Origin of the sequence: Pantoea sp. Ap-967 (assembly GCF_011752565.1) — a bacterium.
Classification (GTDB): domain Bacteria; phylum Pseudomonadota; class Gammaproteobacteria; order Pseudomonadales; family Pseudomonadaceae; genus Aquipseudomonas.
In genome coordinates this window covers 1-13,158 of sequence record NZ_VWXK01000028.1, presented here as the reverse complement: position 1 = coordinate 13,158, position 13,158 = coordinate 1, and the positions used below count along the sequence as shown (strand labels likewise).

16 protein-coding genes are annotated in these 13,158 nt (G+C 65.7%); 4 read left to right on the top strand and 12 right to left on the bottom strand.

Annotated features, from left to right (window positions below):
- The first annotated feature begins 17 nt into the window (after positions 1-17).
- Positions 18-569 carry a hydrolase gene (locus F3J45_RS23240; protein ID WP_167068534.1) on the top strand — a complete coding sequence of 184 codons (552 nt, stop codon included), beginning with the start codon at positions 18-20 and terminating at the stop codon, positions 567-569.
- Positions 566-1,651 carry a DUF1615 domain-containing protein gene (locus F3J45_RS23235; RefSeq protein ID WP_205300653.1) on the top strand — a complete coding sequence of 362 codons (1,086 nt, stop codon included), beginning with the start codon at positions 566-568 and terminating at the stop codon, positions 1,649-1,651. The genes F3J45_RS23240 and F3J45_RS23235 overlap by 4 nt, the downstream gene beginning before the upstream one ends.
- A 104-nt stretch (positions 1,652-1,755) precedes the next feature.
- Here the strand turns inward: F3J45_RS23235 and F3J45_RS23230 are convergent, their stop codons facing one another.
- The 9 genes from F3J45_RS23230 to F3J45_RS23190 all read right to left on the bottom strand — a co-directional run bounded on the left by F3J45_RS23230 (position 1,756) and on the right by F3J45_RS23190 (position 9,343).
- Positions 1,756-2,625 (bottom strand): metal ABC transporter solute-binding protein, Zn/Mn family, encoded by an 870-nt coding sequence (locus F3J45_RS23230; RefSeq protein ID WP_167068531.1) that lies wholly within the window; start codon positions 2,623-2,625, stop codon positions 1,756-1,758.
- Positions 2,622-3,521, bottom strand: a complete 900-nt coding sequence (locus tag F3J45_RS23225; protein ID WP_167068528.1) for a metal ABC transporter permease — start codon at positions 3,519-3,521, stop codon at positions 2,622-2,624. Before F3J45_RS23225 ends, F3J45_RS23230 begins: the two co-directional genes overlap by 4 nt.
- Positions 3,521-4,267, bottom strand: a complete 747-nt coding sequence (locus tag F3J45_RS23220; protein WP_167068525.1) for a metal ABC transporter ATP-binding protein — start codon at positions 4,265-4,267, stop codon at positions 3,521-3,523. Before F3J45_RS23220 ends, F3J45_RS23225 begins: the two co-directional genes overlap by 1 nt.
- A complete protein-coding gene (locus F3J45_RS23215) occupies positions 4,264-5,166 on the bottom strand; it encodes a metal ABC transporter substrate-binding protein (protein WP_167068522.1) in 903 nt (300 codons plus the stop codon). Before F3J45_RS23215 ends, F3J45_RS23220 begins: the two co-directional genes overlap by 4 nt.
- A 17-nt stretch (positions 5,167-5,183) precedes the next feature.
- Positions 5,184-5,768: a DUF6162 family protein gene (locus tag F3J45_RS23210; protein ID WP_205299835.1), complete on the bottom strand. Its 585-nt coding sequence runs from the start codon at positions 5,766-5,768 to the stop codon at positions 5,184-5,186.
- Between the two features lie 11 nt (positions 5,769-5,779).
- Positions 5,780-6,100, bottom strand: a complete 321-nt coding sequence (locus F3J45_RS23205; protein WP_167068516.1) for a hypothetical protein — start codon at positions 6,098-6,100, stop codon at positions 5,780-5,782.
- Entirely contained in the window at positions 6,100-6,648 is a 549-nt protein-coding gene (locus F3J45_RS23200; RefSeq protein ID WP_167068513.1) for a thiamine pyrophosphate-binding protein, read from the bottom strand. Before F3J45_RS23200 ends, F3J45_RS23205 begins: the two co-directional genes overlap by 1 nt.
- Positions 6,645-7,838: a PepSY domain-containing protein gene (locus tag F3J45_RS23195; protein ID WP_167068510.1), complete on the bottom strand. Its 1,194-nt coding sequence runs from the start codon at positions 7,836-7,838 to the stop codon at positions 6,645-6,647. The genes F3J45_RS23200 and F3J45_RS23195 overlap by 4 nt, the downstream gene beginning before the upstream one ends.
- 170 nt (positions 7,839-8,008) lie before the next feature.
- Complete coding sequence (locus F3J45_RS23190; protein WP_167068507.1) at positions 8,009-9,343, bottom strand: lysine N(6)-hydroxylase/L-ornithine N(5)-oxygenase family protein; 1,335 nt, start codon at positions 9,341-9,343, stop codon at positions 8,009-8,011.
- A gap of 199 nt (positions 9,344-9,542) precedes the next feature.
- On the opposite strand from F3J45_RS23190, the gene F3J45_RS23185 reads away from it, so the two are divergent.
- On the top strand, positions 9,543-9,992 hold the full coding sequence (locus F3J45_RS23185) for a hypothetical protein (RefSeq protein WP_167068504.1): 450 nt from the start codon (positions 9,543-9,545) through the stop codon (positions 9,990-9,992).
- Between the two features lie 52 nt (positions 9,993-10,044).
- Here the strand turns inward: F3J45_RS23185 and pbpG are convergent, their stop codons facing one another.
- From pbpG to F3J45_RS23170, 3 genes are all read right to left on the bottom strand, one after another.
- The gene (pbpG, locus tag F3J45_RS23180) at positions 10,045-10,971 is read right to left on the bottom strand and encodes a D-alanyl-D-alanine endopeptidase (protein WP_167068501.1); all 927 of its coding nucleotides are present in this window, start codon (positions 10,969-10,971) and stop codon (positions 10,045-10,047) included.
- 255 nt (positions 10,972-11,226) lie between these two features.
- Complete coding sequence (locus F3J45_RS23175) at positions 11,227-11,409, bottom strand: hypothetical protein (protein ID WP_167068498.1); 183 nt, start codon at positions 11,407-11,409, stop codon at positions 11,227-11,229.
- 94 nt (positions 11,410-11,503) lie between these two features.
- Positions 11,504-11,833, bottom strand: a complete 330-nt coding sequence (locus F3J45_RS23170; protein ID WP_167068494.1) for a hypothetical protein — start codon at positions 11,831-11,833, stop codon at positions 11,504-11,506.
- A gap of 160 nt (positions 11,834-11,993) precedes the next feature.
- Here F3J45_RS23170 and F3J45_RS23165 point away from each other — a divergent pair, with 160 nt between their 5' ends.
- A complete protein-coding gene (locus F3J45_RS23165) occupies positions 11,994-12,815 on the top strand; it encodes a shikimate 5-dehydrogenase (protein WP_167068491.1) in 822 nt (273 codons plus the stop codon).
- Positions 12,816-13,158: the final 343 nt, after the last annotated feature.

The following is a 13,158-nucleotide window of genomic DNA, read 5'->3' as shown; positions in this document are numbered from 1 at the left end:
CAGGTTAAGGGCAGACAATGCTGATCGATCCTCTCAAGGCCACGCTGTTGGTCGTCGACATCCAGGAAAAACTCATCAACGCCATGGGCGACCCTGAGGGCACTCGCGCCCGGGCCTGCTGGTTGCTGGCCGCCAGCACCGAGCTGGAGCTGCCGGTGGTGATCTCCGAGCAATACCCCAAAGGCCTTGGCCACACCTTGCCTGAGCTGCTGGCTGCCGCGCCTGGCGCCCAGGTGGTGGAAAAGACCCATTTCTCCTGTGTGGCTGCCCAGTGCCTGCCCGCCAGCCTGATGGGCCGCGAACAGGTCATCGTGTGCGGCATGGAAACCCACGTGTGCGTATTGCAGACCGTGCTCGGCCTGCTGGCGCTGGGCAAGCAGGTGTTCGTGGTCGAGGATGCCTGCGATAGCCGCACCGCCGCCAGCAAGGCTGCCGGGATTGCGCGCATGCGCGACGCCGGGGCGCAGGTGGTGACCCGCGAGATGGTGCTGTTCGAACTGATGGGCAGCGCCAGCCACCCGCAGTTCCGCCACATCAGCAAGGCTTACCTGGTCGGTGAGCAGCCCTGAACGGCCGGCGGCTGGCGGCAGGGCTGCTGGCCCTGGCGCTGCTGCAGGGGTGTGCCGGGCGCCATGGGGAAGAAACGCCCGAGGCAAGCCCGGCCACGGTGCGCGCGCAGCTGCTGCGCTTGCTGCCGGCCCAGGCCAAGGACCGCGAAGGCTGGGCCACGGACATCCAGACGGCGTTCGAGGCCCAGGGCATTACCCCGAGCAAGAGCAACCTGTGCGCCGTGCTGGCGGTGACCGAGCAGGAATCGACCTTCAACGCCGACCCGCAGGTGCCCAACCTGGGGCGCATCGCCCGCAGCGAGATCGACCGCCGCGCGGCGCGCCTGCATATTCCCACGCTGTTGGTGGACGCTGCGTTGAAGACGCCCTCCGGCAATGGCCAGAGCTACCAGCAGCGGCTGCTGGCGGTGCGCAGCGAGAAACAACTGAGCGCGCTGTACGACGAGTTCATCGCCCGCCTGCCGATGGGCAACACCTTGCTGGGCGGGTTGAACCCGGTGCACACCGGCGGGCCGATGCAGGTCAGTGTCGAGTTTGCCCAGCAGCATGCCAAGGATTACCCCTACACCTATGACGGCACTATTCGCCAGGAGGTGTTCAGCCGCCGGGGTGGCATGTACTTCGGCATCGCCCACCTGCTCGGCTACCCAGCGCACTACGAGCGCCCGTTGTACCGTTTTGCCGACTTCAATGCCGGCTGGTACGCCAGCCGCAACGCGGCGTTCCAGGCAGCCTTGAGCCGGGTGACGGGGGCCTCGCTGGCGCTCGATGGCGACCTGATTGCGCCGGGGGCGATCATGCCGGGCAGCACCGAGCAGGCGGCGCGCAAGCTGGGGGTGAAGCTGGGGCTGCGCAACCCGCAGATCCGCAGCCAGTTGGCGTTGGGGGACCGCCTGGCGTTCGAGGACAGCACGCTGTACCACGGGGTGTTCGCCCTGGCTGACGCGGCGGCGGGCAAGGCCGTGCCGCGGGCGGTGCTGCCGGGAATCGAGCTGAAAAGCCCGAAGATCACCCGCAAGCTGACCACGGCGTGGTTTGCCGGGCGGGTGGATGAGCGCTATCAGCGGTGCCTGAAACGGTAGCATTAGCCTGTGGCGCCCTTTCGCGAGCTGCGCTCGTTCCTACCGGGTTTTGCGACCCCTGGTAGGAGCGAGCGCAGCTCGCGAAAGGGCCATCACAGGCAACATCACCCCTCGCTCAACGCACCGACCACGTCCTCGACACTGGCCTTGAGTCCCGCCACGGTATCCTCGGCATCGCTCTCCACTACCAGCACCTTGGCCCCGGCCGCCTCGATCACCTGAACCACTGCCGCCTCCGGCTGCCGGTGATCCAGCACCAAGGCCACGTCCTGCGCCTTCAGGTTCTCCCCCAGCGCCTTCAACGCGGCGGCATCCCATTTGCCATCCGGCGGCAAGGGCTGCTCCACCACATCCAGGTTCAACCCGCTGGCCAGGTACCCCAGCCGCTCCGACAGGCTGACCACGCTCAAATTGTCCACCTCGGCCAGCTTCACCTGGCTGGCCGCCGCCACTTCCAGCAACTGGCGCTTGAGCGCGGCCAGGTTACCCTGGATTTTCGCTTTGTCCGCCGGTGCCAGGCGTTCCAGGTCATTGGCCAGTACATCGGCCATGCGCCCAAGGTTGGTCGGGTGCAGCCAGGGGTAGCCGGCATAGGCGTCATCGCCGCTGACCGCGATGCCCGGCAGTGCGCCGTCCACCGGCCGCGCCGCGTCGATCTCGACAATGCGAATGTTGCTGCGCCGGGCCATCGGGTACAGCGGGTCGTCACGCCAGATCGAGCGCACGCCGATCACCGCGTCAGCCTTGTGCGCGGCCTTGGCCAGGCCGGCAGCACCGCGGCTGCTGAAGTACGAGGGCTGGCGGCTGGCCGGCAGATTGGCCGGGGCGGCGCGGGTAAGCTGCACGCTGGTGCCGGCCAGCAGGGCGCTGGCCAGGCTGTGGGTAACGGGCAGGGTGGTCAGCACTTCGGTGGCGCTGGCCAGGCTGGCCGCGCCGCTCAAGGCGAAGGCCAGCGTCAGCTGTTTCAGGGTCATGCCGGGTTTCCTTGCAGGCGGGGAACGAGGGCGCGGGCCAGGGCAGCGAGGGCAAAGCAGATCCCCGCCACCAGGATGATCGCGGCGCCCGAGGGCACCGGCAGGTCGAGGGTGATCGGCAGCAGGATGCCCAGCAGCGTGCTCAGGGTGGCGATCAGCACCGAGATGAAGAAGAACCCCTTCAGCGACTGGCTGACCAGGCGTGCGGCAGCCGCCGGAATCACCAGCAATGCACCGACCAGAATGGCCCCGATGACTTTCACCGACGCCACCGTCACCAGGGTCACCAGCACCACGAACAGGTAGTCCAGGGTTTTCACTGCCACCCCGCGCACCGCCGCCAGTTGCGGGTTGAAGCTGGCCAGCATGATGCGGTTGTACAGCGGCAGGGCCAATGCCAACACCAGTACCGCGACGATGCCCAGCACCACCAGGTCCTGGGCGCTGACGGTCAGCACCGAGCCAAACAGCACGTTTTCGAGGATATGCACGTTGATCTTGCCGGCCAGCATCAGCAGCAGGCTGGCGCCGAGGGCCAGCGACACCGAAAGGAACACGCCGATCAGCGTGTCCGGGGCCAGCCCGGTGCGGTTGCGCAGGAAGTTGAGCAGGATGCCGAACAGCAGGCAGTAGCCGAACAGGCTGCCGTAGGGCCCGGTGTAGGGCTCGCCGAGCAGGATGCCGATGGCCACGCCGGTGAGCGCGGCGTGGCCCACTGCTTCGCTGAAGAAGGCAAAGCGCTTGACCACGACCAAGGTGCCCAGGCCCCCCAGTACCGGGCCGATCATCAGCCCGGCAAGCAGGGCGTTGACCACGAAACCGTAGGCCAGCGCCTCCGGCAGCACGCCTGCATCGGCCCAACCCTGGACCCATTGGCGGAAGGCTTCAAAACTCATCAGGCAAGGCTCTCGCTACGTGGGTGAACGGAGAACAGGCCGAGCAGGCGCTCGGGGGTCAGGGCTTCGGCGGGCGGTGCGTCGAACAGCACCCGGCGGCTCAGCCCGGTGACCCGGTCGGCCAGGCGCAGCACGGCTTGCAGGTCGTGCTCGATCCACAACACGGTGGTGCCGGCCTGGCGCCAGCCCTGCAGCAACTGCTCGAACACCTGGATACCGGCTTCATCGAGTGCCGACATCGGCTCGTCGAGCACCAGCAGTTGCGGCTCGGGAATCAGCCCCTGGGCCAACAGCACGCGCTGGCGCTCACCCCCGGACAGCGCGCCCATGCGCCGTTTGCGCTTGTCGAGCATGCCGACCCGCGCCAGCGCCGCTTCCACCGCCGGTTGCACGCGCCGTGAAAGGCCAAGAAAAGCCGGGCGCCGTTGGCACATGGCAGCCATGAAGTCATCGACGGTCATGGGCAGGCCCCGGTCGAACTCCAGCGCCTGGGGGACGTAGCCGATCACCTGCTGCTCGCCCGACCAATGCAGGGTCAGTTCCCCCTGGTGCGGCATTTGCCCGAGCAGGGTCTTGATCAGCGAGCTCTTGCCGCCGCCGTTGGGGCCGACGATGGCGTGCACGCTGCCGGCGGCGACGCCGAAGCGCACCTGGTCGAGGATGCGGGTGCGGCCCAGGGTCAGGTCGATGCCGGCGAACTCGATGCGCGGCCCGCGAGGCACGGCGAGGGTGGCGGCCGCGGTCATGCGCGGTTCTCCTGAATGGCACGAACCACCGTGTCGAGGTTGCGCTTCATCTCCACCTCGTACTTGTCCTTGGTGTATTCGCCGTAGGAAATATGCGTCAGCGGGTACAGGCGAACGCCAGACTCACGCTGGATGGTTTCCACATAGGCCGAAGGAAAATCCATTTCCGAGAAAATCACCTTCACATCCAGTGCCTTGAGCTGGTCGATGGTCTTTTTCAACTGCGCCGGGCTCGGCTCGATGCCATGGGCAGGCTCCACCACGGCGGTCACTTCCAGGCCGAAGTCTCGCACCAGGTAGTCGTAGGCCGCGTGGATGGTGGCCACGCGGAAGGTCGCGGCGGGGGCCTCGGTGACCTTGGCCAGGGCTTCGGCGCGCAGCGCACGCAGGCGCTTGGCGTAGGCGCGGGCATTCTGGGTATAGAACTTGGCGTTGTCCGGGTCGAGCTTGCCCAGTTCCCGGGCGATGTTGTTGACCTGGGCAATGGTGGTGCTGATCGACAGGAAGGTGTGCGGGTTGACCACCTTGCCAGCGCCGCGGGCCGCGATGCCGGTGGCGGCCAGCAACGGCACGTTCTGGTTCGCCTCGATGGTGGGCACGCCCGGCTTTTCGCTGGCGGCGATCATGCGGTCGGCAAAGTCGTCATGGCCCACGCCGTTGAGCACCACCACATCCAGGGTGCCGATGCGCTTGATGTCTTCGGCACGCGGCTCGTAGGCATGCGGGTTGAAGCCTGCCGGAATCAGCGGCACCACTTCGGCCTTGTCACCGACGATATTGCTGACATAACTGTAGTACGGGTGCAGGGTAATACCGATGCGCAGGGGCTTGCCGCTGTCGGCCTGGGCCAGGGCGGGCAAGGCGCAGGCCAGGAGCAGGGCGAGGGCTTTGCGGAGCATGGGGAGAGTCCTTGGGTTCAGTGACGGTGTTCGCGGGTAACCCCGGCGTCGTAGTGGCTGACCACCTGTTGCCAGCCGGCGGCAATCAGTGCGGCCTGGCCGAGGTCGTCCGGGGCCAGGGCGGCGCTGTCGCGGCGCAGCCAGACATCGGCCTGGCCTGTGCTGTCGCCGGGCAGAATCAGCAGGAAACTGCCGGCCACCTGCGGGGCCTGGCTGTGGCCCAGGTAGGCGCCGCTGGGCAGCCATTGCCACTGGTGGTTGCCACGGCTCTGGCTGCCGGCATCGACCACGAACGGTGGCAGGCCTTCATCGGCCAGCGCCTGCACGTCGGGGGTGCTGGCCGACTCCTCGCGCAGCAGCAGGATTTCGTCGAAGGCCACCCGCAGGTCGGTGTAGATGCCCTGTTCGGCGGCGCTGAGGTCGCGGCGCGCGTCGATCTGGTGGCTGGCGATGGCCTGTTCGTCTTCGCGCTCGCCGCGCAGCCAGACCACGCCGGCGGCCAGCAGCATGATCAGCAGGCTGGCCAGCAGCACGTAGAGGGTTTCGTGCCCGGCACCGGCGGGGCGCACCCGCTGGGTGCGGCCCTGGGTTGGGCTGCTCAAGGTTGGGCTACTCATGGCTGGGCGATATCGGCGTGGTCCACTTCCACCACATGGCCGGGGCCTGCGTCGAACAGCACGTAGAACTCCCCGTCCGGGCGCTTGAAGGTCAAGGTCGAGTCATCGCCGAGCTTGCCGCCGACCAGCACCTGTTCGTCGTAGCCGATCACATCGAGGGTGACCCCCGGGGCGCCGCTGCCATCGGAGAAACCACCTGTGCACTTGACCTGGCCACCGGCGATGTCCTCGCACTCGCACATCGGGTTGTGCGCCAGGGCAGGGCCTGCGCCCAGCACCAGCAGGGGCAGGGCAAGCCTGCGGATCAGGGTGTTCATCATTTGCCTCCTTGTTTTTCGAGCCAGGCCACGGTCGCCGGCGAAGCCTTGGCCAGCGCCACGGCGGCCTGGTGCATGCTGCCGTCCCAGCCTTCGACGGTGATCCACACCTGGGCGTCGGCTTTGGTGCGTGGCGGAATCGGCAGGTTGGTGCCCATGCGGTAGGGCGCGCCGAAGAAGATGGTGCCGGCGGCGCGCAGGCTGCGCGGCTTGCCGATGCGCAGGTAAACGGCCTTGACCTCCTGGATGCAGGCCTTGCACAGCGCTGCATTGAAGGATTTGAAGTGGCCCGCTGGGCCGTCGGCGCGTGGCGCTTCATCGCGCAGTTCGGCCAGGTCCAGGTGGTAGGGGCCAACCTGGATGTCGCGAATCACGTTCACGCCCAGCCCGGCATCGCCGCGAAACAGCTTGGCATCGGCGAAGTACTTGGGCATGAAGCCCAGCGGAATCAGGATCAGCAGGATGTTCAGGTGAAAGCGCCACTTCAGCCACCATTGCTTGAGTGCGCTGCCTGGGCGGGCGTTGCTGTGGGCCGGGGCCTGGCTCATGGCTGGGTCTCCAGGGTGGTTTCACGGTGGCGGGGGCGTGGTGCACGTTCGCTGCGCTTGAGCGCGGCAGCGGTGGCCTGGGCGGTGCGCTTGGTCCAGATCAGCAGGCCGCTGAGCACCAGCAGGGTGAGGACCAGGCCAAAGAAGAACCACACCAGCTTGATGGGCAGGCCGCCGAAGTCGCCGGTGTGCAGGGGGCGCATGGACTCGGTCACGAACTCCAGGGCCGAGCGGTCGCTGATCAGGAACTGGCTGTCGACATTGCGGGTGTACGGGTTGACCGTGGCGCTCTGGAACATCAAGGGGTACCAGCCCGGGCCGCTCAAGTTGATGTGGCTGTAGGCGGTGGCGGGCAAGCTGATGAAGTTGATTTCCAGCCCGGGCACCGCCAGCCCGGCAATGCGCGCCGCTTCGTCCAGGTCGATGCGTGGGGCAGGGCTGCCATCGGGCATCTGCGGTACGTCCTCGCGGGCAATCACCGGCACGATCGGGCGGCTGGAAATGGTGATGTGGTTGTCGAACAGAATGGCCTGGATCAGGAACCAGGTGCCGGTGATGGAAATCACCGCAATGAACCAGATCGACCACACCCCCGCCAGGCGGTGCAGGTCACCCCAGAAAATGCGCGACCCGTGGCCGGTGCGCACTGGCTTGAAGAAGCCTTTCCAGAACTTCTTGTAGACCACCAGCCCGGTTACCAGCGAGGCCAGCATCGGCAAGCCCAGCAGCGATACCAGGTACCAGCCCCAGCTGAAGCCATTGGTGAAGGGCACCAGCCACCAACCGTGTAGCGCCCGGGTGAAGGCTTCGAAGTTGAAGTCCGGCACCTTGCCCTGGATTGCTCCGGTGTAGGGGTTGATGTAGAGGGTAGGGCTGGTGCCATCGGGGTAGGTGACCCCGGCATTGAGGGCGAAATGCGAGCCGTCGGGCACGCGCAACGAGCGTACCACCAAGTCTGGTTCGGCCTTGTGCAGGGCATCGAGCACCTGCTGGTAGCTCAGCCGTTCGGTGGCGTCGTCCGGCGGGTTGGCGCGCACGTCGGGGTTGGCCAGCCAGACGATCTCCTGGCTGACCACGGCAAGCATGCCGGTGAAGCACACGATCAGGACAAAGAACCAGATCGGCAGGGCGAGCCAGCTGTGCACCAGGAACCACAGCTTGGATTTGGATTTTTTCGGAGGTTTGGCCATCGGTCCGTCTTCTGCAAATGAGCGGTCGAGCCTACGCCCAACCTGATTGGCTGCATTGATAAGGACGAATGAGAATGGAAATCCTGCCAGTTTAAGTGCAAGCAAATGTTTCAGATGGCACACAGCCGGCAGCGTGCGGGGCACGTTGCCGGCTGTGTGAGGGGGGCGGGTCAGGCGCTGGTCAGCGCTACGCTGGGCTGGGGTTTGCCGTGCAGGTGGGCCAGGTCCTGGTACAACGCCTGGCCGATTTCGGCGGCCCGGGCCGGCAGTACCGACAGCAGGGTGTCGCTCAGGCCGTGGCTGTTCTCGCAGAAGCCTTGCAGGTAAACCGAGGCCTGCAGTTGCGGGCTGGCCAGCACGCGGTAGTTGCGGTCGACCTTGAAGTCTTCCAGGTACTCGGCCAGGGGGGCCAGCAGGTCACGGTGCGAGCTGCGCTCGTAGCCGGTGGCGAGGATGATGGCATCGTAGCGGTGGGTTTGCTGCTGGCCGGTGGCGAGGTCGCGCAGGGTCAGTTCGATGCCGTCGCGGGTGGCGACCACGGCTTCCACCTGGCGACGGCACAGCACGTTGTGACGGAACTGGTGGGCAACCTTCTGCCGGTAGAGGATGCCGTAGATGCGCTCGATCAGGTCAAGGTCGACCACCGAGTAGTTGGTGTTGTGGTATTCGCCCACCAGCTTGGCGCGCTGGTCGGCCGGCTCGTTGTAGACCAGGTCGGTGTAGTCGGGCGAGAAGATTTCGTTGACGAACGGGCTGTCGTCCGCCGGCTTGAGTGCCGAGCCGCGCAGCACCATGTCGACCTTCACCGACGGGTAGCTGTCGTTGAGGTCGATGAATGCCTCGGCGGCGCTCTGGCCGGAGCCGATCACGGCAATGCGCATCGGCTTGCCGGCGCTGCAAGGCAGCTTGTTCAGGCTGCTCAGGTACTGGGAGTGGTGGAATACCCGCGGATCGTCCTTGAACGCGCCGAATTTCTCCGGGATTTTCGGCGTGCCGCCGCTGCCTACCACCACCGAGCGGGTGCGGCGGGTGTATTCGCGGCCCTGGCTGTCGCGCGACACCAGGCGCAGGTGCTCGACGCGGCCGGCTTTCACTTCCGGCTCGATGCGCAGCACCTGCTCGCCGTACACGGCCTGGGTGGCAAAGTGCTCGGCGGCCCAGCGCAGGTAGTCGTTGTACTCCAGGCGGCAGGGGTAGAAGGTGCCCAGGTTGATGAAGTCGGCCAGGCGCTGCTTCTGGTGCAGGTAATTGACGAAGCTGTAGGGGCTGGTGGGGTTGCGCAGCGAAACCAGGTCCTTGAGGAAGGAAATCTGCAGTTCGCTCTGGGTGGCCAGGGTTTCACCGTGCCAGCGGTAGTCCTGCTGTTTGTCGATGAACAGCGCGTCGAGCGCGTGGCCCTGGGTTTGCGCAAGCTCTTCCAGGGCGATGGCCAGGGCCAGGTTGGAGGGGCCGAAGCCCACGCCGATCAGGTCCTTGATACTTTCCGGGTGTGCAGACTGGCTCATGGCTGCGGTTCCATAGTGGGCAAATGTTGGCGAACGCCGGGGCTCCGGCGCCTGCGTGGGTTCATTGGGTGGAACGAGCCAAGGGAGGGGGAATTTACTGAACGCTGGTCATCCGGGGTGAATGCCGGGCTAAAGGTTTGCGCGGTTCAGCCGATACGCAAGTCAACTCAAGGACCCATCGCAACACAGGGAGAACGACATGGTAGGTATCGCGGCAATCAGTATCAGCAACCCATCGGCCCAGGCCACAACCGCCACCACGGCCACCCAGGCGGCCGACACCGAGGAGTCGGGCAGCGGTTCGCTGCAGGTCGACACCTCGTCCCTGCGCAGCAACGGCCAGGCCCAGGGCGCCGGTGGCGCAGGCGGCGCCAAGGACAGCAGCGACAGCGATGAGCCGTCGCACATCAAGCAACTGCGCGAGATGATCAAGAAGCTGCAGAAGCAGTTGGCCGACGAGCAGAAGCAACTGGCCGAGTTGATGGCGAAGAAGAGCGACGATGTCGCCAAGGTTGCGCAGATCAGCGCCAAGCAGGCCAACGTCGCCACGCTCAACGGCGAGATCCTGGCCGCTACTGCGCAGCTGCTGACGGCGCTGCAGGAAAGTGGTGGCAGCAGTGCCGGCAGCGTGGTCGATACCCAGGCCTGAGGCAAGCCGGTAAGCGGCCTTGCCGTCAGGCAGCAAGGCCGCTTGGGTCGGTTTACTCCGAGGCCAGGCGGCCCTTGTTCTGACGGTCCGACTTGTACTGCAGGGCCACTGCCGGGGCCGGCTTGGTCGCACCGGTTTCCAACCACTGGCGCAGGCGGCTGGCATCGGCGAAGTGGGTGTACTTGCCGAACGCGTCGAGAATCACCATGGCCACCGGGCGGTTGTCCATGCGCGTCAGCAGCACCAGGCAGTGCCCGGCTTCGTTGGTGAAGCCGGTCTTGGTCAGCTTGATGTCCCAGTTGCTCTTGTTCACCAGGTGGTCGGTGTTACGGAAGCCCAGGGTGTAGTTGGGCTTGCGGAAGGCCACGGTTTTCTCGCGGGTGGTCGACAGCTCGCTGAGCATCGGGTACTTGCGCGCAGCCATCAGCAACTTGCCCAGGTCGCGGGCAGTGGACACGTTCTGCGTCGACAGGCCGGTCGGCTCCACGTAGCGGGTGTGGCTCATGCCCAGGGCGCGGGCCTTGGCGTTCATCGCCTTGATGAAGGCCGGGTAGCCGCCCGGGTAGTGGTTGGCCAGCGTGGTGGCGGCGCGGTTTTCCGAGGACATCAAGGTAATCAGCAGGGTTTCGCGGCGGTTCAGCTCGCTGCCCAGGCGCACGCGCGAATACACGCCTTTCATGTCTGGGTTGTTGGCGATGGTCATGGTGAGCATCTCATCCATGGGCAGCTTGGCGTCCAGCACCACCATCGCCGTCATCAGTTTGCTCACCGACGCGATGGGCAGCACGCGGTCGGCGTGGCTCGAATACAGTTCCTGGTTGGTGTTGAGGTCGATCAGCAGGGCGCTGCCGGAGGCCAGGTGCAGTTTGGATGGGTCGCGTTGAACCTGGGCCGGGGGTTGTGCAGCAGCGGTCGACGGTAGAGTCGCGGTACCTGTGAGCAACAGCAGCAGGCTGAGGATGGACAGGGATGTTTTCACGTTGAGGCTCACTAAAAGTTGGTATGTCGTTGGCTGTGCAAGGGTTTTCCCCCAGGAAACCGCTGCATTGTGGAGTATGGTCGAAGTGCTGTCGATTGCTCGTTGATTCACCCTATCGAAATGAAAAAAGCTTCATGCTGTAACGGTTTTTCGGTGCTTGGGCGGGGGGGCTGGCGGGTAGGCGCGAGCAGGCAAAAAAAGACCCGCCAGGGAGCGGGTCAGAGAGGTGGAGAGAGCAACGCACAACAAATTCGGTCAGGCGATCAGGCAGTCGGCCTGCAATTGGGCGGCCAGGGCCTGGGCAGACGCACGGCTGGCCATCGGGCCACTGACCGCTTCGCCATTGCGCACCAGGTACCAGCAGGCCAGCAGGCCTTGTTTACGCAAGGTGGCGGGTACGGCGCTGCCGATGACGGACATGATCTGGATAGTGGCCATGGGGACCTCCTGTGAAACATGGCACTACCTTACCCAGCCGCCGCGGCGCTTTGAAATCGACCCGCTCAATAGTGTTCATTGATTCCATCAACGGTTACCAGCGAGGCGGACCGTAGTACACCGGTGGTGGGCCGTAGGTGCGGTACACCGGAGGTGGCGGCGCCGGCACGTAGTACGGCTGGTAATAGACGGGCTGTGGCGGCGCCTGGACATACACCGGGGGCGGCCCGTAGTAGGCAGGCTGACGCTCTACATAGACGGTCCGGTCGTGGCCGCCGCTGACTGTCGCTCCAACCACGGCACCGACCACGGCTGCGCCAAGCAGCGGGCCAGGGCCATACCAGCCACCACCGTGGGCGGAGGCCTGCCCGCTGATGGCCAGGGCGCCTACCAGCAGGGCGATTCCGGGGATGAAACGGTTCATGGGACTTCCTCGTAGAAAACCCCTCGCTTGGGGCCTTGTTACTATGACCGCAGTTATCGTCAACTGAGCACAGGGGAAGGGTAAAGGTTGTGTAAGGGACGACCAGCGGTTGGCTCTGGTACGCTGCACAAACGTTTCAGTCATGAAGAAGGACCGGTTTATGGCGACAACTCCTAGCAGAAACACCGTGTTGTGCATCTCCCTGGCCGGGCGGCCGGGCACCTTCGGTGTGCGCTTTCATAACCACCTCTACCAGCAGCTGGGCCTGGACTACTACTACAAGGCCATGACCACCGACGACCTGCCGGCCGCCGTGGCCGGTATCCGCGCCCTGGGCATCCGTGGTTGCGGGGTGTCGATGCCCTACAAGGAAGCGTGCATGGCCCTGGTGGATGAAATCGACCCGTCGGCAGCGGCCATCGAATCGGTCAATACCTTGGTCAATACCGGCGGCCACCTCAAGGCATACAACACCGATTACCTGGCGGTGCGCCAGTTGCTGGAGCAGCACCGTGTCGACCCGGCCACTGCCTTTGCCTTGCGTGGCAGCGGCGGCATGGCCAAGGCCGTGGCCAGCGCCCTGCGCGATGCGGGGTTTGCCGAAGGCATCATCGTCGCGCGTAACGAGCAGGCCGGCCGGCAACTGGCGGATGTGTGCGGCTACCGTTGGGTGCGTGAACTGGGCGACCTGTGCCCGCCGATGCTGGTGAACGTGACGCCGATTGGCATGGCCGGTGGCCCCGAGGCAGATGAACTGGCGTTCCCCGAGCAGGCCATTGCCGCTGCCGAGCGGGTGTTCGACGTGGTGGCGATGCCTTCGCGCACGCCCTTGATCCAGCGTGCCGAGGCGTTGGGCAAGCCGGTGATCACTGGGCTTGAGGTGATCGCGTTGCAGGCCCTTGAGCAGTTCGTGCTGTACACCGGGGTGCGGCCTACGCTGGAACAAGTCAAGGCTGCCGTGGCTTTTGCAAGGCAGCAATAGGCCAACCCGCGTTATTGGCGCAGGGCCCGGTAGGAGCGAGCGTAGCTCGCGATGGGCTGCAGAGCAGCCCCGGCACTCTGAGCCGCGAAGCTGAAAACCTCGGGCCGCTGCGCGCGCCATCGCGAGCTACGCTCGCTCCTACCGCGTCCGCGCAACGGGGTGCGGCCTACGCTGGAACAAGTCAAGGCTGCCGTGGCCTTTGCACGACAGCAATAAGCCAACCCGCGTTGTTGGCGCAGGGCCTGGTAGGAGCGAGCGTAGCTCGCGATGGGCTGCAGAGCAGCCCCGGCACTCTGAGCCGCGAAGCTGAAAACCTCGGGCCGCTGCGCGCCCCATCGCGAGC

Excerpts from the sequence above, each read along its gene's own strand:
- F3J45_RS23195 (WP_167068510.1), bottom strand. The coding sequence starts at position 7,838 with ATGGCCAAACCTCCGAAAAAATCCAAATCCAAGCTGTGGTTCCTGGTG.
- F3J45_RS23170 (WP_167068494.1), bottom strand. The coding sequence starts at position 11,833 with ATGAACCGTTTCATCCCCGGAATCGCCCTGCTGGTAGGCGCCCTGGCC.
- F3J45_RS23240 (WP_167068534.1), top strand. The coding sequence starts at position 18 with ATGCTGATCGATCCTCTCAAGGCCACGCTGTTGGTCGTCGACATCCAG.
- F3J45_RS23225 (WP_167068528.1), bottom strand. The coding sequence starts at position 3,521 with ATGAGTTTTGAAGCCTTCCGCCAATGGGTCCAGGGTTGGGCCGATGCA.
- F3J45_RS23190 (WP_167068507.1), bottom strand. The coding sequence starts at position 9,343 with ATGAGCCAGTCTGCACACCCGGAAAGTATCAAGGACCTGATCGGCGTG.
- F3J45_RS23200 (WP_167068513.1), bottom strand. The coding sequence starts at position 6,648 with ATGAGCCAGGCCCCGGCCCACAGCAACGCCCGCCCAGGCAGCGCACTC.
- F3J45_RS23230 (WP_167068531.1), bottom strand. The coding sequence starts at position 2,625 with ATGACCCTGAAACAGCTGACGCTGGCCTTCGCCTTGAGCGGCGCGGCC.
- F3J45_RS23175 (WP_167068498.1), bottom strand. The coding sequence starts at position 11,409 with ATGGCCACTATCCAGATCATGTCCGTCATCGGCAGCGCCGTACCCGCC.
- F3J45_RS23165 (WP_167068491.1), top strand. The coding sequence starts at position 11,994 with ATGGCGACAACTCCTAGCAGAAACACCGTGTTGTGCATCTCCCTGGCC.
- F3J45_RS23185 (WP_167068504.1), top strand. The coding sequence starts at position 9,543 with ATGGTAGGTATCGCGGCAATCAGTATCAGCAACCCATCGGCCCAGGCC.
- F3J45_RS23215 (WP_167068522.1), bottom strand. The coding sequence starts at position 5,166 with ATGCTCCGCAAAGCCCTCGCCCTGCTCCTGGCCTGCGCCTTGCCCGCC.
- F3J45_RS23205 (WP_167068516.1), bottom strand. The coding sequence starts at position 6,100 with ATGAACACCCTGATCCGCAGGCTTGCCCTGCCCCTGCTGGTGCTGGGC.
- F3J45_RS23220 (WP_167068525.1), bottom strand. The coding sequence starts at position 4,267 with ATGACCGCGGCCGCCACCCTCGCCGTGCCTCGCGGGCCGCGCATCGAG.